Below are 18,332 nucleotides of genomic sequence, written 5' to 3'. Positions count from 1 at the left end.
CGTACGTCAGCCGCGGCCCTTGAGGGCGGCCGGGATCTCCTTGCCCTGCGAGATCGCGCGCTCGGGGGCCTTGACCTGCTTGACCTGCTTGATCCCGATGAAGGCGAGGATCGCGGCGACCAGGACGTAGGCGCCGAAGACGATCAGGAAGCACCAGGCGAGGTCGAGGCCAGTCATGGCGATGAAGTAGGCGATCGCGACCGACAGCATGATGATCGCCAGCAGGCCCAGGAACGCGGCCCCCGCGAAGAGGCCGATGCCCACGCCACCGTGGCGGACGCTGACCTTGAGCTCGGACTTGGCGAGCTGGATCTCCTTGGAGATCAGCGTCGAGATGTCGCGGCTGGCGTCGATGACCAGGGCGCCGATGGTCGGATCGGTGTCCTTGTCGGTGGGCGAAGCCGGAACGGGTGCCATCTGGGGTCCTTCGCGTGATCAGGTGCGGCGCTGGCTGACCCGTTGACCCTACACAAGTAGGCTGGGTGCCAGGTGTGCCGGGAAGTCTGGTCGGCCCGCGACGTGCGACGTCGCGGAGATGCGAGCCAGCGACCCGAAGGGCCCCCTCTCGATGCCGACCGACCCGCACGACCCTGCCGCAGACACCGAGCCGATCCACGGCGAGATCTGGAGCACCGGCCCGTCCTACCTCGCCAGCGACAAGCCGCTGGCCCGGCTGGTCGCGCGCCCCGTCCGCGAGTTCCTCCGTGTCGAGTCGGCCGGGTCGGTGCTCCTGCTGGTCGCGGCGGTCGTGGCCCTGGTCTGGGCCAACAGCGCCTGGGCGTCGTCGTACGACGACCTCTGGCACACGCACCTCGTGCTGGACGTCGGACCACTGCACCTCGACGAGTCGCTCCAGCACTGGGTCAACGACGCGCTGATGGTCATCTTCTTCTTCGTCGTCGGCCTCGAGATCAAGTACGAGCTGGTCAACGGCGACCTCCGCGACCCCCGGACCGCGGCGCTGCCGATCGTCGCGGCGGTCGGCGGGATGGCCGTCCCGGCCGGCATCTACCTCGCCCTCAACCCGCCCGGCAGCGACGGTGGCGCGGGGTGGGGGATCCCGATGGCCACCGACATCGCCTTCGCCGTCGGCGTGCTCGGTCTGCTCGGGCGACGGATCCCCTCGGCGGCCCGGCTCTTCCTGCTGACGCTGGCGATCGTCGACGACATCGGGGCGATCCTGGTGATCGCCGTGTTCTACACCAGCGACCTGTCGTTCGGCTGGCTCGCGATCTCCCTCGGGCTGCTGGCGGCGATGGTCGTGGCCCGCCTGCTGCGGATCTGGTCCATGGGCGTCTACGTGGTGCTCGGGATCGGGGTGTGGTTCGCGCTGCTCGAGTCCGGTGTGCACGCCACCCTGGCCGGTGTGGCCATCGGCCTGCTCGCCCCGGCGACGCCGCTGCTCAAGGAGGAGATCGCCCGCGAGCACGCGCGCGAGGCGCTGCGCGACAACCGCCTCGACCCCGACGAGCTGGCGAAGCTGCGGTTCCTGCTCAAGGAGTCGGTCTCCGTCGTGGAGCGACTGATCAGCTCGCTGCACCCGCTCTCGGCGTATTTCGTGCTCCCCGTCTTCGCGCTCGCCAACGCCGGGGTCGAGCTCGGGGCCATCGGCGAGGTCTTCACCGAGCCGGTGGGGCTCGGGATCATGCTCGGCCTGGTGCTCGGCAAGCCGGTCGGCATCCTCGTGAGCTCGTTCCTCGCCGTACGCCTCGGCCTGGCCCGGCTGCCCGAGGACACGACGTGGTCGATGGTGGTCGGGCTCGGTGCGGTCGCCGGCATCGGCTTCACCGTCTCGATCTTCATCGCCGGGCTGTCCTTCCCCGGCGTCGAGCTGCTCACCGAGGAGGCGAAGATCGCGATCCTGCTCGCCTCCGTCGCCGCTGCCGCGTTCGGGGTGCTGCTGCTCCTGCTCGCCACGCGCCGCGCGCCGGACCAGGAGCGGGACCAGGACCGGGGGTCCGCCGACGCCTGACCCCGATCCGTCATACGGACCCGCACCGATACGTGCGGGTCCGCATGACGGATGAGTGAGGGAGGTCAGTCCTCGGAGGACGACCCCTCCTTGCCCTTGATCAGGTCCATCACCGTCGAGTCGGCGAGGGTCGTGACGTCGCCGACCTCGCGGTGCTCGGCGACGTCCTTGAGGAGGCGGCGCATGATCTTGCCGGAGCGGGTCTTGGGCAGCTCGGGCACGACCATGATCTGGCGCGGCTTGGCGATCGCACCGATCTCCTTCTGCACGTGCTTGCGGAGCTCCTCGACGATGTCCTCGCCGCCGTCGCCCGCCGAGTCGCGCAGGATGACGAAGGCGCACACGGCCTGGCCGGTGGTGTCGTCGGCCGCCCCGACGACGGCCGCCTCGGCGACCTTCGGGTGCGAGACCAGCGCCGACTCGATCTCGGTCGTGGACAGGCGGTGGCCGGAGACGTTCATGACGTCGTCGACGCGCCCGAGCAGCCAGATGTCGCCGTCCTCGTCGAGCTTGGCGCCGTCGCCGGCGAAGTAGAGGCCCTCCCAGCGCGACCAGTAGGTGTCCTTGAAGCGCTGGTCGTCGCCCCACAGCGTGCGCAGCATCGCGGGCCAGGGCTCCTTGATGACCAGGTAGCCGCCGTTGCCGTTGCCGACCGACTCCGCCTCGTCGTTGACGACATCGATGGCGGTGCCGGGCAGCGCCTTCATCGCGGACCCCGGCTTGCCGGCAGTGACGCCGGGCAGCGGGCTGATCATGATCTGGCCGGTCTCGGTCTGCCACCAGGTGTCCACGATCGGGCAGCGCTCGCCGCCGATGACCTCGCGGTACCAGACGTACGCCTCCGGGTTGATCGGCTCACCGACCGAGCCGAGCAGCCGCAGCGAGGACATGTCGTAGCCGTCGGGGATCTCGCGGCCCTGCTTCATGAAGGTCCGGATCGCGGTGGGCGCGGTGTAGAAGATCGAGACCTTGTAGTCCTGCACGATCTGCCACCAGCGGCCCTTCTCGGGCGTGCCCTCGTACATCACCTGCGTCGCGCCGTTGGCGAGCGGGCCGTAGACGAGGTAGCTGTGCCCCGTCACCCAGCCCACGTCGGCGGTGCACCAGTAGACGTCGTCGTCCTTGAGGTCGAAGACCGACCAGTGGGTGAAGGACGTGCCGGTGAGGTAGCCGCCGGTCGTGTGCAGGATGCCCTTCGGCTTGCCGGTGGTGCCGGAGGTGTACATGACGTAGAGCGGGTGCTCGGAGTCGTGCATCTGCGCCTCGTGCTCGGCCGACGCACCGTCCACGACGTCGTGCCACCACACGTCGCGGCTGTCGTTCCAGTCGACGTCCTGTCCGGTACGGCGCACGACGAGCACGTTGCGCACGAGGTCGCCAGTCTTCTCCACGGCCTCGTCGACGGCCGGCTTGAGCGCGCTGGGCGCGCCTCGGCGGTAGCCGCCGTCGGCGGTGATGATGACCTTCGCCTCGCAGTCGACGACACGGGAGGCGAGGGCGTCGGCGGAGAAGCCGCCGAACACCACCGTGTGGGGCGCCCCGAGGCGGGCGCACGCGAGCATCGCGATCGCGACCTCGGGGATCATCGGCATGTAGATGGCGACCCGGTCGCCCTTCTGCACGCCGAGCTCCGTCAGCGCGTTGGCCGCCCTCGACACCTCGTCCTTGAGCTGGGAGTAGGTGATGTCGCGGGTGTCGTCCTCCGGCTCGCCGACCCAGTGGATCGCGACCTTGTCACCGTTGCCGGCCGTGACGTGGCGGTCGACGCAGTTGACCGCGGCGTTGATGGTGCCGCCGACGAACCACTTCGCGAACGGCGGGTTGGACCAGTCGAGGACCTGGTCCCACTTCTGGCCCCAGTCGAGCCGCTCGGCGGCCTCCGCCCAGAAGGCCTCGCGGTCGGAGGCCGCGCGGTCGTAGGCCTCCTCCTTCAGGTTGGCGTTGGCCGCCAGGTCGGCCGGAGGCTCGAAGCGACGCTCTTCACGGGACAGGTTCGACAGGGTTTCGGACATGACTCCACTCCAGTTCGGGACCAAGAATTTCAACCTAGTGTGGTCCGCCGTCGTTGCAACATGGTTGCGAGCGATCGGCGGGCCGGGGCGTGGTGCGACCCGGCGGCCCGTCGCCCCCCGTGGACGACGAACCGCCGGGTCGGTGCTGCGGGTCGGAGCCGGGCCTAGTGCTGCGAGGCGGCCTCGGCGCCGGCGCCGGTGAGGGCGCGCACCTCGAGCTCGGTGTAGCGGGCCTCGGCGTCGGGCTCCTTCGAGGTCACCGAGCCCAGCCATCCCAGGAAGAAGGCGATCGGGATCGAGACGAGGCCGGGGTTCTCGAGCGGGAACCACGAGATGTCGATGCTCGTGGGCAGCAGCGAGAGGTTCTTGCCGGACACCGGGTCGACGCCCTTGCCGGACACGACCGGGCTGAAGACCACCAGACCGACCGAGGCGATCAGGCCGCCGTAGATGCTCCACACGGCCCCGCGGGTGTTGAACCGGCGCCAGAACATGTTGTAGATGATCGACGGCAGGTTGGCGCTGGCCGCGATGGCGAAGGCGAGGGCCACCAGGAACGCGATGTTGAGCTTCTGCGCCGGGATGGCCAGCAGGATGGCGACCAGGCCGATGCCGGCCGCCGCGTAGCGCGAGACCTTGAGCTCCTGGGCCTCGCTCGCCGTACCCCGCTTCCACACGCTGTTGTAGAGGTCGTGCGCCACCGAGACGCTGGAGGTCAGCGTCAGGCCGGCGACCACCGCGAGGATGGTGGCGAAGGCGACGGCGGCGATCACGGCCAGCAGCACGGCGCCACCGGTCGAGTCGGGTCCACCACCCACGGCCTCGGCCAGCAGCGGTGAGGCGAGGTTGCCGCCGGACGCGGCCACCTCGGCGTAGGAGTCCTTGTCGAGCAGGGCCGCGGCACCGAAGCCGAGCACCAGCGTGAAGAGGTAGAACGTGCCGATCAGTCCGATCGCCCACAACACCGACTTGCGCGCGTCCCGCGACGTCGGGGTCGTGTAGAAGCGGATCAGGATGTGCGGCAGGCCGGCGGTGCCGAGGACGAGCGCGAGGCCCAGCGAGATGAAGTCGAGCTTCGAGGTCGTGGTGACGCCGTACTTCAGGCCCGGCTCCAGGAAGGCGCCGCCCTTGCCGCTGTTGGCGGCGGCGGTGCCGAGGAGGTCGGAGAGGTTGAAGCCGAACTTCGCGAGCACCAGCACCACGATCAGCGCCGAGCCGGCCATCAGCAGCACGGCCTTGACGATCTGCACCCAGGTGGTTCCCTTCATGCCGCCGACGGTGACGTAGAAGATCATCAGCGCGCCGACGAAGAAGATCGTCAGGTTCTTCACACCCTCGCTCGAGACGCCGAGCAGCAGCGCGACCAGCGCACCGGCACCGACCATCTGCGCGAGCAGGTAGAAGATCGAGACGACGACCGTCGAGGTGGCGGCCGCCGTACGGACCGGGCGTTGCTTCATCCGGTAGGCGAGCTGGTCGGCCATCGTGTAGCGACCGGAGTTGCGCAGGACCTCGGCGACGAGGAGCAGCGCGACCAGCCAGGCGACGAGGAAGCCGATCGAGTAGAGGAAGCCGTCGTAGCCCGACAGGGCGATGGCCCCGGAGATGCCGAGGAACGAGGCGGCCGACATGTAGTCGCCACCGATGGCGAGACCGTTCTGGAAGCCGGAGAAGTTGCGCCCGCCGGCGTAGTGGTCGGCCGCCCCGGACGAGTTGCGGCTCGCCCAGATCGTGATGCCGATGGTCAGGGCGACGACGCTGAGGAACAGCGTCGTCGTGAGGATCTGGTGGCCTTCCATCAGCTCTTGCCTCCCTTGGTCTCGGCCTGGCTGGCGACGTACTGCGCGTCGAGCTCCTGGGCCAACGGGTCGAGCTTGGCGTTGGAGTATCGCGCGTAGACCCAGGCGAGGGCGAAGGTGGTCACGAACTGCAGCAGGCCGAAGATCAGGGCGACGTTGATGTTGCCGACGACCTTGGTGCCCATGAAGTCGCCCGCCCACATGGACATGACGACGAACAGGGCGTACCAGACCAGGAAGGCGATGGTCGCGGGGAAGACGAAGCTGCGGTAGCGCTGACGCAGCTCGGCGAACTCGGGCGTCGCGTGGAGCCGGTCGTAGACCGGGTCGTGGGTCGCGGCCCGTTCGTTGGATTCGATGCTCACGGGGGTGTCCCTCCATCCGGGGTGTGATGGCCGTCACGCTCGCACCGGCTCCCGCCACGGCGCGAGAGCGACGATGGGGTATGTCGCCGGATGGCCGCGCCGCGTCGGTGAGCGGTCGATCTGACGCGACGAACGGTCGTTGTCGCGACCTGTCATGGTGGAGCGATGAGCACTCCCGACACCCCGTCCACCGTCGTCGTCACCGGGGCCAACGGCCTCGTCGGCAGCCACGTCGTCGCCGCCCTGAGCGAGCGGGGCGCCACCGTTCGTGCGGTCGTACGGCGACCGGGCACCGCGCCGCAGCTGCCCGGCGTGGAGGAGCGGGTCGGTGACTTCGCCGACCCGGCCTTCGCGTCGGAGGTGACCAGTGGCTCGGACGCGCTCGTCACGACCGTGCACCCGATGGGCGACGACCGCGAGAGCCAGCGACGGGTGGGCGTGGACGGCACCCTCGTCATCGCCGGGGCGGCCAAGGACGCGGGAGCGGAACGGCACGTGCACGTGTCGACGGCCGCCGTCTACGACCGCAGCCCGGGGATCGGCGACGTGTCCGAGGAGGGCACGCTCGTCGCCGACGACGCCGGCGACTACGCCGTGGTGAAGCGCGACATCGACGCGGCGCTCGCCGAGCTGTCCGGCACCACCCGGGTGCTCGTGCGCCCGCCCGCGATCCTCGGCCGCAGCGAGGCCTCCGTGTGGAACGTGCTGCGACCCGCGCAGGTCGCGAGCGACGAGGGCCAGCGCCACGCCGTCGCGGACGGCACGTTCGCCTGGGTGCACGTCGAGGACCTGGCGGCGCTGGTCGCCGACGTCGCGACGGGCCGGATCGCGGCGGGCGACGACGTCGAGCGCGGACCGGTGGCCGGTGGCTGCACCCCGGTCAACGCCGCCGGCGAGCCGGCGACGCAGCGCGACTACCTCGGCACCGTGGCGCCGGCCGTCGGCGTCGAGGCCACGTGGGACGACGAGCCCGCGTGGACCGGGCAGATCGCGACCGACCGCGCGCGGGGCTGGGGCTGGGAGCCGCGGGTCACGCTCGACCGGGCGCTGACGGAGCTGGCCGACGGACTGCGCGGCTGAGCCTCACCGCTCGAGCTGGACCGCCTCCGGGGTGTGCAGCCGCACCATGAACCGGCCGGCGTGCGCGGGCACCTGCCCGCGGGTCGCGCGGCTCACGAGCACCATCGCGGCCAGGGCGGCGGGCACGCTCCACGCCGCGGGCTGGCCGAGGAGCACGGCGACCCACCCCGTGGTGTCCGAGCTGACCAGCGTCCAGCCGACGGCCAGGCCCGAGCCGAGGCCGCCGACGAGCAGCCCGGCCACGGCCCCGGCCGCCGTGAGGCCGCGCCACCAGATGCCGAGCAGGAGCAGCGGGCAGAACGTCGAGGCAGCCACCGCGAAGGCGAGCCCGACCGTGCGCGCGACACCGACGTCGGGGGCGGCGATCGACACGAACGCCGGCACCACGACCGCGAGCACCGCGCCGGCCCGGAACGCGGACACCCCGGACAGGCGGCGCGCGCCGTACCTCCGGCCGGTGACGTCCTGCGACAGCACGCCCGCCACCGCGATCGACAGTCCCGACGAGGTGGACAGGAAGGCGGCGAACGCGCCTGCGGTCACCAGGCCGGTGAGCACCTCGCCGAGCGGCCCGTCGACCATCAGCCGCGGCAGCTCGAGCACCAGCGTGTCCGACCCCGCCGCCGCGAGGTCGGCGGCGTAGATGCGGCCGAGGGCGCCGTACACCGGAGGCAGCAGGTAGAAGAGCCCGAGCAGGGCGAGCACGACGAGGGTCGTACGGCGCGCCGCGCGCCCGTCGGGGTTGGTGTAGAACCGCACGACCACGTGCGGCAGGCCCATCGTGCCGAGGAACGTGGCCACGATCAGCGAGTACGTGACGTAGAGGCCCTGTCCTCCGCCCTCGCCGAGCGGCAGCGACCAGAAGTCGGCGCCGGCACCCGCGCCGATCGTCGGGTCGGGGGCGCCGTCGCCTGCCCAGACCGCGAGCAGCACGCAGGCGGGGAGCAGCAGGGCGGTGAGCTTCAGCCAGTACTGGAACGCCTGGACGAACGTGATGCTGCGCATGCCGCCGGAGCCGACGTTGATCAGCACCACCGCGGCGACGACGAGCGGGCCGACCCACGCCGGGGCGCCGATCGCGGCCCGCAGCGTGAGGCCGGCGCCCTGGAACTGGGGCAGCAGGTAGAGCCAGCCGATGGCCACCACCAGCACCGAGCACATCGCCCGGACGCCACGCGAGCCCAGCCGCGCCTCGGCGAAGTCGGGCAGCGTGTAGGCGCCGCTGCGGCGGAGCGGGGCGGCGACGAGGACCAGCAGCACGAGGTAGCCGGCGGTCCAGCCGACCGGGTACCAGAGCATGTCGGCGCCGAAGGTGAGCACGAGGCCGGCGACGCCGAGGAAGGAGGCGGCGGAGAGGTACTCCCCGCCGATGGCGCTGGCGTTGAGGCCCGGGCGCACGCTGCGCGAGGCGACGAAGAAGTCACTGGTCGTGCGGGAGAACCGCAGTCCCCAGGTGCCGATCGCGAGGGTGGCGACGGTGACGAGCACGACGGCGACGAAGCCGGGGACGACGTCGGTGCTCACCTCTCTACCTCCTCGACCAGGGACGCGAAGTCGCGCTCGTTGGCCTCCGAGCGGCGGATGTAGAACCAGCCGAGCACGATCAGCCACGGGTAGACGACCACCCCGAGCAGCAGCCACGACAGCGGCAGCGGGCCGACCCGCACCTCCGCGAGCCCGGGCAGCAGGTGGAAGACGAGCGGGAGCATCCCGACGGTCACGACGAGCAGTCCGAGGATGCCCAGCGCGAGCCGCAGCTGCTCGCGGAGGAGCGACTGCATGTAGACGCGCCCCAGCTCGGTGCCGGCGTCGATCTCGCGGGTGCCCGAGCGGTCGCCCGTGGTGGCTCGCCGCCTCGCCGGACCGGTGACCCGGACGCGCTCGTTCATGACGGGCGTCTGGTCAGGAGCTCGCGCAGCTCGCGGGTGTGCCGGCGGCTGACGGGCAGCTCGCGGCCGCCGACCACCACGCTCGCCCGGCCGGAGTCGACCCGCAGCTCGGAGACGTGGGCCAGCGCCACGAGCAACGAGCGGTGGATCCGGACGAAGCCAGCGCCGGCCCACTCCTCGGCCAGGGTCGACAGCGGCGTACGCACGAGGTGGGAGTCGTGCAGGGTGTGCAGTCGCGCGTAGTCGCCCTGCGCCTCGACGTGCGTGACGTCGCTGCGGGCGATGAAGCGGGTGACACCGCCGCGCTCGACCGGGATCTGGGTGTCGCCGCTCGGGGTGGGCGAGGTGGACGCGACGATGCGGCGCACGGCCTCGGCGAGACGCTCCTCGCGCACCGGCTTGAGGACGTAGTCGACGGCGTGCAGGTCGAAGGCCTCGACGGCGTGCTCGTCGTGCGCGGTGACGAACACGATCGGCGGCGGCGCCTTGAACCGCGAGAGCACCTGCGCCAGGTCGAGGCCGGTCAGGCCGGGCATCTGGATGTCGAGGAAGACCGCGTCGACGCTCGCGTCCTGCAGCAGCCGCAGGGCGTCGGTCGCGGAGTCGCAGCCCGTGATGGCGGCGATGCGCGGGTCGCGCTCCAGCAGGAACACCAGCTCGTCGAGCGCGGGCCGCTCGTCGTCGATGACGAGGACGTTCAGGCTCACAGCTGCACTCCGGGGGCGAACTTGGGCACCCGCACGATCACCTTGGTGCCGGCGCCGGGCGCGGTCTCGACGACCAGACCGTAGTCGTCGCCGTACGCGTTGCGCAGCCGCGCGTCGACGTTGCCCAGCCCGACCGAGTCCATCGACGTGTCCCCGGCCAGCGCGCGCCGTACCCGCTCGGGGTCCTCGCCCGCGCCGTCGTCCTCGACCTCGATCACGCACTCCTGGTCGAGGTCGCGCGCGGTGATCGAGAGGTGGCCGACCCCGTCCTCCTTGTCGGCGCTGGCCTCGAGCCCGTGGCGCACGGCGTTCTCGACGAGGGGCTGGATGCACAGGAAGGGTACGGCGACGGGCAGCACCTCCGGCGCGATCCGCAGCGTCACCTTCAGCCGGTCGCCGAAGCGCGCCTGCTCCAGCAGGAGGTAGCGCTCGACGGAGCGCAGCTCCTCCGACAGCGTGGTGTAGTCGCCGTGGCTGCGGAAGGAGTAGCGGGTGAAGTCGGCGAACTCCAGCAGCAGCTCGCGCGCCCGGTCGGGATCGGTGCGGACGAAGCTGGCGATCGCGCCGAGCGAGTTGTAGATGAAGTGCGGGCTGATCTGGGCGCGCAGGGCGCGGACCTCGGCCTCCATCAGTGCGGTCCGGGAGTCGTCCAGGCTCGCCAGCTCGAGCTGCCCCGAGACCCAGGCCGCCACCTCGTTGGCGGCCCGGACCAGGCCACCGGTGGCGAGTGGGGCGCCGACGACGAGCGTCCCGACCAGCACCTCCTCGACGACGAGCGGGGCGATCACCAGCTGCCGGACCGCGCAGCCCTTGTCCTTGCAGTGCGCCTCGGTGATCCGGGTGGGCGCGCCCTCGGGCAGGTCGGCGACGACCTGGGCGGTCTCGGCCGTGTGGTGGTGGCCGAGGCCGTCCCACGCGAGCACCCCGCTGGTGTCGGTCAGTGCGGCGGCCGGGGTGCCGAGCAGGGCGCGCAGGTGACGCAGGCTGCGCTCGGCGCTGGCGTTCGTCAGCCCCTCGCGCAGCGCCGGCGCGGCGAGCGAGGCGGTGTGCAGCGTGCGGAACGTCGCCCGGTCGGCCTCGGTGCCGAGGTGGGTCCGCCGCCAGCGCCACATGGGGGGAGGGTAGCCGCGTGTCGTCGTCCGGAGCCGTACGGCGCGAGAGGGTCGTGGTCGATCGCAGTCATCCGATGACTGCGATCGACCACGACCTCAGCGCTCGCAGGACCTCTCGACCTCGGCGGCGCAGCGGTCACCTCCCTTGCCGCCGTCGACGCGATCACGCCCGCGGCCGCCGATCAGGGTGTCGTGGCGCTTGTCCCCGATCAGCGTGTCGCGACCGTTTCCGCCCATCAGCCGGTCAGTGGCGCTGCCGCCGTCGATGCGGTCGTTGCCGCCTCCTCCCCAGGCCCGGTTGGTCCCCCGGTCGACGGCAGGGCCGGTCGTGATGCGGTCGTCGCCACCGCCGCCGTAGATCCGGTCGGCCTGCTTGCCGCCGCGGATCTCGTCGGCGCCGGCACCGCCGCGCAAGGTGACCTTCGCGCTCGTGCAGTCGTAGCCCTGGTCCGCGTCGAAGTCGAAGTTCCGTGCGTGATCTGGTCGCTGCCACCCCGGCCGTCGATCGAGACCCGACAGCCGATGGCCAGGAGTGGGTTGTCTCCCGAGCTGCCCACCATCCGCACCTCGAGCGCGGAGGCGTAGGCGCTCTCGACACCGACCAGGCGTGCCCCAGCGGAGCCGTCGATGGCGAGCGTCTGGTCGGCGAGGTCGAGGTCCACCGAGCCATCGAGAGACCGCACGGACACCCCGTCCAGTCCGGTTCCGAGGTCGAGGTCGGTCCCGACCGGCGTCGCCGACAGCGTCAGGGAGTCGTCGCCGCCGTCGAGATCTGCATGCACGACGGCTGCCGCGCGGACGTCGACGATGTCGTTGCCGGCGCTCCCGGAGATGTCGATCGCCCCGAGGCCCGGCTCCGGGCTGATGCTCACGCGTTCAAAGGCGTCGAAGACCGCTTCGGGCACACCGTCGCGCCCGATCGTTCGGGTGGCGAGGTCCACGTCGAAGGTCGCCCCTGAGGCACGGGGCAGGAGCAGATCGTGGCCCTCGCCCGCGTCCAGCACTCCGTCTGCGGCCATGACGCCCGCCCAGACGACGAGGTCGTTGTCGCCGCCCGCGCGCACCACGTCGGGGTTCGGCAGGCCCGGCCCGCCGGAGGTGATGGTGTCCGCTCCGTCGCCGGTGTCGATCACGTCTCGCTCCGACTCGCCTGGCGCAGAGAGATAGGACTCGCCGGCGACGCCGGCGATCACGCTCTCGGCCTCTGGTCCACCCACGAAGGTGTCGGCACCGTCGCCCAGAACGGCGTCGAGGTAGTAGTTGTCCGGCATGCCGGTGCTGTCGACGAGGTCGTTGCCGGGTCCGGCGTCGACCTGGAGGATGTTGCCGCCGGCGATCGACAGCGCCACGCAGATCAGGTCGTCCCCGGCGCCGGAGGAGACAGTGGTCGAGGTGCCGGTCACGATCACGTCGCGTCCGTCGGTGCCGACGACAGGAGCTCCGGTGCCCACGATCGTGGCGGCCTCGCCGCGGCAGGTCTCGCCGGCGGCGGTGGCCGAGCCGGTCGGCACGAGGAGCGCGGCCCCCAACAGAAGTGCGGTGAGTGTCGCCGTACGGCGCATGGCAGGTCCCCCTGGAGGAATGCTGCCTACTTGAAGTCGATCAGCAGCATGTCGGTGTCGGTGCCGTCGGAGACGATCGGCTGCTCGTGTGATGCATCGGCCGGCACTTCGGTTGCGGAGTCGCTCTGGTCGACGACCTTCGCGCGGAAGCACTCGACGGTGTAGGGCAACTGCATGCCGTCGTGGCCGCGGCCGTAGTCGTCGTAGAGCGCACGGACGGCGTCGAGCTTGGCCTCCCGTTGGTCGTCGGGCAGCGAGGCGACGTACGAGCGGGAGGCGACGATGTCGACGAGGGTGTCGCGGGTGACGTCCTGCCAGAAGCTGAACGTCGTGGCCTCCACCTCGCCGAAGAGGTCGGTGCCCTCGAGCACATCCTGCGAGCTCGAGGTGGCGCTGCGCTCGCCCATCACCTCGACCAGCTTGCGCACCCACGGGATGCGCATGTCGAAGAAGTTCCACACCACCGCGAGGTGCCCGCCCGGCTTCAGCACCCGCGCGATCTCCGGCAGCGCGCGCTCGTGGTCGAACCAGTGGAACGCCTGCGCCGCGATCACGACGTCGACGCTGCGGTCGTTGGCGGGGATCTCCTCGGCGCCGGCGACCTTGGCGCTGACCTCGGGCACCCGCTCCTGCAGGACCGCCAGCATCGCGGGGTCCTTCTCGGTCGCGAAGACCGCGTGGCCCTGGTCGACCATCCCGCGCGTCAGCTTGCCGGTGCCCGCGCCGAGCTCGAGCACGATCTTGGCGTCACCGTCGAGAAGCCAGGCGATCGCCTCGGCCGGGTAGGACGGACGACCGCGGTCGTAGGCCTCCGCCACGGCGCCGAAGGAGTCCCCGAGGGGCGTCTGGCCGGGCTGCTCGTCACTCACCCGCTCGAGGCTACTAGCGTCCTCCACTGTGACCGACCCCGTTGCCTGGCTCGTCGACCTCGAGGGCGTCCCGTCGGCGTACGCCGCTGCGCGCGACGGCATCGACGTGATGCTGCGCGACCGGGGACTGCGGCGCACGTCGCCCGAGATGACCGCCGAGTCGCTCCTGCGCGGGGCCCATGCGAGCGCGGTGCTCGAGGGTTCGTCGTCCACGCTGGCCGAGGTCCGGGCCGGCGACGGCGACGCGATCGCGCAGGACGCGTTGCGGCTCTCGGCCTCCCAGCTGGCGCTCGCGCCGTTGCTGAAGACCGCGCCCCTGCAGGCGATCGCCCGGCTGCACGCGGTCGTGGCGGCCGGCTCGGTGCCCGACGACTCGCTCGGCCGACCGCGCGACGCGGCCTCGGCCGACCGGCTGCGTGGGGTCTCCGAGCTGCTGCTGGCGGCCACCTCGGCTCCGGCTCTGCTGGTCGCCGGGGTCGTGCACGCGGACGTCGCGACCGCCGCGCCCTTCGCCTCCCACAACGGGATCGTCGCGCGGGCGCTCGAGCGGCTGGTGCTCGTCTCCCGCGGCGTCGACGCGAAGTCGCTGGTCGTGCCCGAGGCCGGCCACCTCGCGCTGCGGGCCGAGTACGAGTCCAACCTGCGCGGCTACGCCGACGGCGGCCCGCGCGGCGTGCACGGGTGGGTGCTCTACGCCGCCGAGGCGTACGTCGCCGGTGCTGAGGCGTCCCCGCTGCGGCGTACGGCCGAGTGACGTCCTGGTGCAGCGCGAACGGCACCCGACCACGGGGATCGGGTGCCGTCGCTGACACGTGAACCTCGGCTATCAGGCGTGCAACATCTAACTGCTGTCCCGGGAGAATCCCGATGACTCGCGCCCTCTTCGAAGGGTAGATCGCCGCGTGGGTACCCGAATCACGTGCAAACTCTTGAGTTGTGCCCTCATGTGTACGCCGGTTGGTGGCCAGTCACAAGCCTTGACATCTCGACGGGTTGCTGAGTGTTCGGCTATCCCTCGAAGCGCCGCTTGCGAGAGTTCGCCCACAGGACACCGCCCGCAGCGATCGCGCCTCCGACGGCCAGCGCGGCGAGTGTCTGCCGGGCCGGCGGGAAGGGCACACGGCTGCGCAGGCCGACCGGTTTCGTGAACACCAGCACCGGCCAGCCCCGATCGACGGCGACCTTGCGGAGGTCCTTGTCGGGGTTGACCGCGTGCGGGTGCCCGACGGTCTCGAGCATGGTCACGTCGGTGATCGAGTCGCTGTAGCCGTAGCTGTGCTCGAGGTCGTAGCCGGCGCTCTCCGCAAGCTCCCGGATCGCGCGCGCCTTCTCCTCGGCGTAGGCGTAGTACTCGATCTCGCCGGAGTACTTCCCGTCGACGATCTCGAGCCGCGTGGCGACCACGAGGTCGGCGCCGAGCATCTGGCCGATCGGCTCGACGACCTCGGACCCGCTCGTCGAGACGATCACGACGTCCCGGCCGGCGAGGTGGTGCTCCTCGATCAGGCTGACGGCCTCGTCGTAGACCAGTGGGTCGACGACGTTGTGCAGGGTGTCGGCGACGATCTCGCGGACCGTCGCGACGTCCCATCCGGCGCACATCGCGGACATGAAGCGGCGCAGCTTCTCCATCTGGTCGTGGTCGGCGCCACCGACGAGGAACACGAACTGGGCGTAGGTGCTGCGCAGCATCGCGCGCCGGTTGATCAGCCCGCCGGCCTGGAAGGGCTTGCTGAACGCCAGCGTGCTCGACGTGGCGATGATCGTCTTGTCGAGGTCGAAGAAGGCGGCGGTACGGCGCGCCTCCGGTGCTGACATGCCGTCATCGTAGGCGCGAGCGCCTCCTCTGTACGCCGCATCGGCAGCGAGTCCCGGGTCGCAATCCGTCCACAGGTCGCGCGTGTGGTCGCCTGTCCACAGGAGTGGCGACGTCGTCGGGCGGGCTGTCCCTCCCGTCGGTCAGGGTCGCCCCATGCAGCCGCTCGTCCTCACCCGCGACCCCGCCCTCCTCGAGGACCTCGCCCGCCTCGCCGCCGGGGCCGGGGTCCGGCTCGACACGCGCGGCGACCCGGTCGCGGCCCTGACGGCGTGGTCGGCGGCCCCGCTCGTCCTGGTCGGCGACGACCTGCTCGCGGAGGTGGCGGCGGTGGCGCCGCCGCCCCGGCCGGGCGTGGTCGTGGTCTCGCACGCCCCGCCCGCCGAGGTGTTCCGGCACGCCCTCGACCTCCGGGCGGACGCCGTCGTCGACCTGCCCGACGGGGAGTCGCACCTCGGGTCGCTGCTGGGCGACGTCGAGGAGGCGCCGGGTCGAGGGCTCGTGGTCGGGGTGCTGGGCGGCGCGGGCGGTGCCGGGGCGTCCACCCTCGCCTGCGCGCTGGGGCAGGTGGGCGGCTGGACCGCGCCCGCCCTCGTGGTCGACACCGACCCCGTCGGGCCCGGCCTCGACCGGCTGCTCGGGCTCGACGAAGAGCCGGGCGTGCGGTGGGACGACCTCGCGACCTCGACCGGCCGGCTCGGGTCGCGGTCGTTGCGGGAGGCGGTGCCCCGACGTGACGGGGTCGGCGTGCTGACGTGGTCCGCGGGACCGGCGACCGCTCCGACCCTGTCGACGGTGCGCGACGTGCTGGCGGCCGCGCAGCGTGGTCACGCGCTCGTCGTGCTCGACGTGGCCCGGCAGTCCGGCGCGGTGGCCGTCGAGCTGATGGCGCGGTGCGACCTGGTGCTGGCGGTGACGCCCGCGACCGTGAACGGGGTCGCGTCGACCCTGCGGCTGGTGCAGCCGATGGGCGACACGTCGCGTATCCGGCTGGCGACCCGGCGCGGCGCCGTGTCGCGGCGCGACCTCGAGGCGGCGACCGGGGTGGCGGTCGCGTTCGAGGTGCCCGAGCAGCGTGGGCTCGCCGAGGCAGTCGACCTGGGCCTCGGTCCGGTCCGCCATCGCCGTACGCCGCTGGGTCGGGCGGTGGCCTCCTTCCTCGCCGAGGCGGCGTGATGGCGGCATCCGGGGCCGGAGTGGAGGTCGGCGTGGAGATCGGGCTGGAAGTCGGGCTGGTCGACGACGTCCGCGAGCGACTCGCCGCCTCGCCCGGCGACCTGTCCCCGCACCGGGTGGCGGAGGCGATGCGGGCCGCTGGACGGCCGGTCGGGGACGCGACGGTGCTGGCCGTCCACGACGCGCTGCGCCGCGACGTCCTCGGGTCCGGTCCGCTCGAGCCGCTCCTGCGCCAGCCCGGGGTGACCGACGTGCTGGTCAACGGGGCCGAGGAGGTCTGGGTCGACGACGGTGACGGGCTGCGACTGACCGGCGTCCGTTTCCGCGACGATGCCGCGGTGCGGAGGCTGGCGCAGCGCCTGGCTGCGACGGGTGGGCGTCGGCTCGACGACGCCACGCCCTACGCCGACGTGCGGCTGCCCGACGGCACCCGTTTCCATGCGGTGCTGGCCCCGGTCGCCCGGCCCGGCACGACCATCTCGTTGCGCGTCCCGGCCACCACAGCGTTCTCCGTGGACGACCTGGTCGGCGCGGGTTCGGTGAGCCCGGAGTGCGCCGGGGTGCTGCGCGCGATCGTCGAGCAGCGGCTGGCCTTCCTGGTCAGCGGCGGGACCGGGTCGGGCAAGACGACGCTGCTGTCCGCACTCCTCGGGCTCGTCGATCCCGCCGAGCGGATGGTGCTGGTCGAGGACGCCAGTGAGCTGCGCCCCGACCACCCGCACGTCCTCGGCCTCGAGGCGCGACCGCCCAACATCGAGGGCGCGGGCGAGATCACGCTCGCCACCCTGGTGCGGCAGGCGCTGCGGATGAGACCCGACCGCCTGGTCGTGGGGGAGGTCCGCGGGGCCGAGGTCGTGGTCATGCTGGCTGCGCTGAACACCGGGCACGCGGGTGGCTGCGGCACCCTCCACGCCAACTCGGCAGCCGACGTGCCCGCGCGGGTCGAGGCACTCGCGGCCGCCGCCGGGCTGCCGCGCGACGCGGCGCACAGCCAGCTGGCGTCGGCCCTCGACGCGGTGGTCCACCTCGCGCGCGACCCCGACGGACGCCGCCGCGTGACCCAGGTCGGCGTCCCCGTGCGCGACGGATCGGGCGCGGTCTCGATCGAGGCCGCCGTCTCCTTCGCGCCCGACGGACGGACGACGCGAGGCCCGGCGGCGGCCCGGCTGTCCGCACGGATCGGCTGATGGCCGTGGTGGCCGCCGCCCTCGCGGGCTTGGCCGTCTGGCTGCTCGTGCCGAGCGGTCGCGTGGTCGCGGCGCGGTGGAGGTGGCGTCCAGTCCTGCTGACCGTCGCGGCGGGCCTCGGGTGGGGCGTCGTCGGCGGAGGGCTGCCGGCCCGTCTGGTGGTCGTGGCGTGTGCCGTCGCGCTGGCCGGTGCGGGTGGCCGGGCCATCTGGCTGCGCCGGCGCGATCGCCGGACGCGCGCGGCGACCGCGCTCGGGGTGCTCGACGCCTGCGATGTGATGGCGGCCGAGCTCGCGGCCGGGCGGCCTCCCGGGTTCGCGCTCGCCGAGGCAGCGCGACGCTGGTCGGGGCTGGTGCCGGTGCACGACGCCTGGGCGATGGGCACGGACGTGCCGGCGGCACTGCGCCGCGCGGCCACGACGCCCGGGGCCGGGGACCTGCGGGTCGTCGCGGCCGCCTGGCAGGTGGCCCACCACTCGGGCACCGGGCTCGCCCACGCCATCGCCAGGGTCAGCGCCCGCATCCGGGCCCAGCGCCAGACGCAGCGGGTCGTCACCTCGGAGCTCGCGTCGGCACGCGCGACGGCGCGACTCGTGGCCGCCCTCCCCGTCGTCGCGCTGGGCATGGGATCCGGTGCCGGCGGGGACCCGTGGAGGTTCCTGCTCGAGACGCCGGTCGGGTGGGCGTGCCTCGTCGCGGGGCTGGGCTTCGGGATCGCCGGGCTGTGGTGGATCGAGGCCATCGCCGACCGGGCCGACCCCCGATGATGCTGCTGGCCGCGTGTGC

At 72.3% G+C, this 18,332-nt stretch carries 18 protein-coding genes and 1 pseudogene; 7 read left to right on the top strand and 12 right to left on the bottom strand.

What is annotated here, in order from left to right:
• Positions 1–6: 6 nt before the first annotated feature.
• Positions 7–417 (bottom strand): phage holin family protein, encoded by a 411-nt coding sequence (locus tag C7S10_RS03825; RefSeq protein ID WP_108343035.1) that lies wholly within the window; start codon positions 415–417, stop codon positions 7–9.
• A 118-nt stretch (positions 418–535) separates the two neighbouring features.
• Here C7S10_RS03825 and nhaA point away from each other — a divergent pair, with 118 nt between their 5' ends.
• Positions 536–1,972 carry a Na+/H+ antiporter NhaA gene (gene nhaA, locus C7S10_RS03820; protein ID WP_207769213.1) on the top strand — a complete coding sequence of 479 codons (1,437 nt, stop codon included), beginning with the start codon at positions 536–538 and terminating at the stop codon, positions 1,970–1,972.
• 65 nt (positions 1,973–2,037) lie between these two features.
• On the opposite strand, the gene acs is transcribed toward nhaA, so the two are convergent.
• The 3 genes from acs to C7S10_RS03805 form a co-directional block, all read right to left on the bottom strand.
• Positions 2,038–3,984 carry an acetate--CoA ligase gene (gene acs, locus C7S10_RS03815; RefSeq protein WP_108343034.1) on the bottom strand — a complete coding sequence of 649 codons (1,947 nt, stop codon included), beginning with the start codon at positions 3,982–3,984 and terminating at the stop codon, positions 2,038–2,040.
• A 164-nt stretch (positions 3,985–4,148) separates the two neighbouring features.
• Positions 4,149–5,783, bottom strand: coding sequence for a solute symporter family protein (locus tag C7S10_RS03810; protein WP_108343033.1), 1,635 nt, complete (start codon positions 5,781–5,783; stop codon positions 4,149–4,151).
• On the bottom strand, positions 5,783–6,148 hold the full coding sequence (locus C7S10_RS03805; protein WP_108343032.1) for a DUF485 domain-containing protein: 366 nt from the start codon (positions 6,146–6,148) through the stop codon (positions 5,783–5,785). The genes C7S10_RS03810 and C7S10_RS03805 overlap by 1 nt, the downstream gene beginning before the upstream one ends.
• 165 nt (positions 6,149–6,313) lie before the next feature.
• Between C7S10_RS03805 and C7S10_RS03800 the strand changes: the two genes are divergently transcribed.
• Positions 6,314–7,228: an NAD-dependent epimerase/dehydratase family protein gene (locus tag C7S10_RS03800; RefSeq protein WP_108343031.1), complete on the top strand. Its 915-nt coding sequence runs from the start codon at positions 6,314–6,316 to the stop codon at positions 7,226–7,228.
• A gap of 3 nt (positions 7,229–7,231) precedes the next feature.
• On the opposite strand, the gene C7S10_RS03795 is transcribed toward C7S10_RS03800, so the two are convergent.
• From C7S10_RS03795 to C7S10_RS23135, 6 genes and pseudogenes are all read right to left on the bottom strand, one after another.
• Entirely contained in the window at positions 7,232–8,752 is a 1,521-nt protein-coding gene (locus C7S10_RS03795; protein ID WP_108343030.1) for a sodium/solute symporter, read from the bottom strand.
• Positions 8,749–9,117: a hypothetical protein gene (locus C7S10_RS03790; RefSeq protein ID WP_108343029.1), complete on the bottom strand. Its 369-nt coding sequence runs from the start codon at positions 9,115–9,117 to the stop codon at positions 8,749–8,751. Before C7S10_RS03790 ends, C7S10_RS03795 begins: the two co-directional genes overlap by 4 nt.
• Positions 9,114–9,824 (bottom strand): LytR/AlgR family response regulator transcription factor, encoded by a 711-nt coding sequence (locus tag C7S10_RS03785; protein ID WP_108343028.1) that lies wholly within the window; start codon positions 9,822–9,824, stop codon positions 9,114–9,116. The genes C7S10_RS03790 and C7S10_RS03785 overlap by 4 nt, the downstream gene beginning before the upstream one ends.
• The gene (locus C7S10_RS03780) at positions 9,821–10,936 is read right to left on the bottom strand and encodes a sensor histidine kinase (RefSeq protein WP_108343027.1); all 1,116 of its coding nucleotides are present in this window, start codon (positions 10,934–10,936) and stop codon (positions 9,821–9,823) included. The genes C7S10_RS03785 and C7S10_RS03780 overlap by 4 nt, the downstream gene beginning before the upstream one ends.
• A 96-nt stretch (positions 10,937–11,032) precedes the next feature.
• Positions 11,033–11,173, bottom strand: coding sequence for a hypothetical protein (locus C7S10_RS22115; RefSeq protein WP_165807001.1), 141 nt, complete (start codon positions 11,171–11,173; stop codon positions 11,033–11,035).
• A gap of 18 nt (positions 11,174–11,191) precedes the next feature.
• Positions 11,192–11,350, bottom strand: a pseudogene (locus C7S10_RS23135) (hypothetical protein); the annotation flags it as partial.
• A 56-nt stretch (positions 11,351–11,406) separates the two neighbouring features.
• Between C7S10_RS23135 and C7S10_RS23130 the strand changes: the two are divergent.
• Positions 11,407–11,895, top strand: a complete 489-nt coding sequence (locus C7S10_RS23130) for a hypothetical protein (protein ID WP_108343025.1) — start codon at positions 11,407–11,409, stop codon at positions 11,893–11,895.
• Between the two features lie 629 nt (positions 11,896–12,524).
• Here C7S10_RS23130 and C7S10_RS03765 read toward each other — a convergent pair.
• Entirely contained in the window at positions 12,525–13,367 is an 843-nt protein-coding gene (locus C7S10_RS03765) for a class I SAM-dependent methyltransferase (protein WP_243395180.1), read from the bottom strand.
• 28 nt (positions 13,368–13,395) lie between these two features.
• Between C7S10_RS03765 and C7S10_RS03760 the strand changes: the two genes are divergently transcribed.
• Positions 13,396–14,121 carry a Fic family protein gene (locus tag C7S10_RS03760; RefSeq protein ID WP_108343023.1) on the top strand — a complete coding sequence of 242 codons (726 nt, stop codon included), beginning with the start codon at positions 13,396–13,398 and terminating at the stop codon, positions 14,119–14,121.
• A 254-nt stretch (positions 14,122–14,375) separates the two neighbouring features.
• Here the strand turns inward: C7S10_RS03760 and C7S10_RS03755 are convergent, their stop codons facing one another.
• Complete coding sequence (locus C7S10_RS03755; RefSeq protein WP_108343022.1) at positions 14,376–15,185, bottom strand: HAD family hydrolase; 810 nt, start codon at positions 15,183–15,185, stop codon at positions 14,376–14,378.
• A 154-nt stretch (positions 15,186–15,339) separates the two neighbouring features.
• On the opposite strand from C7S10_RS03755, the gene ssd reads away from it, so the two are divergent.
• The 3 genes from ssd to C7S10_RS03740 are packed head-to-tail and all read left to right on the top strand — an operon-like array spanning position 15,340 to position 18,313.
• A complete protein-coding gene (ssd, locus tag C7S10_RS03750; RefSeq protein ID WP_108343021.1) occupies positions 15,340–16,359 on the top strand; it encodes a septum site-determining protein Ssd in 1,020 nt (339 codons plus the stop codon).
• The gene (locus tag C7S10_RS03745) at positions 16,359–17,546 is read left to right on the top strand and encodes a TadA family conjugal transfer-associated ATPase (protein ID WP_108343020.1); all 1,188 of its coding nucleotides are present in this window, start codon (positions 16,359–16,361) and stop codon (positions 17,544–17,546) included. Before ssd ends, C7S10_RS03745 begins: the two co-directional genes overlap by 1 nt.
• Positions 17,546–18,313, top strand: coding sequence for a type II secretion system F family protein (locus C7S10_RS03740; protein ID WP_108343019.1), 768 nt, complete (start codon positions 17,546–17,548; stop codon positions 18,311–18,313). Before C7S10_RS03745 ends, C7S10_RS03740 begins: the two co-directional genes overlap by 1 nt.
• Positions 18,314–18,332 lie beyond the last annotated feature (19 nt).

The sequence above is a fragment of the Nocardioides currus genome, assembly GCF_003057875.1.
In the GTDB taxonomy this organism is placed as follows: domain Bacteria; phylum Actinomycetota; class Actinomycetes; order Propionibacteriales; family Nocardioidaceae; genus Nocardioides; species Nocardioides currus.
This window is presented reverse-complemented; position numbering and strand designations above follow the sequence as displayed.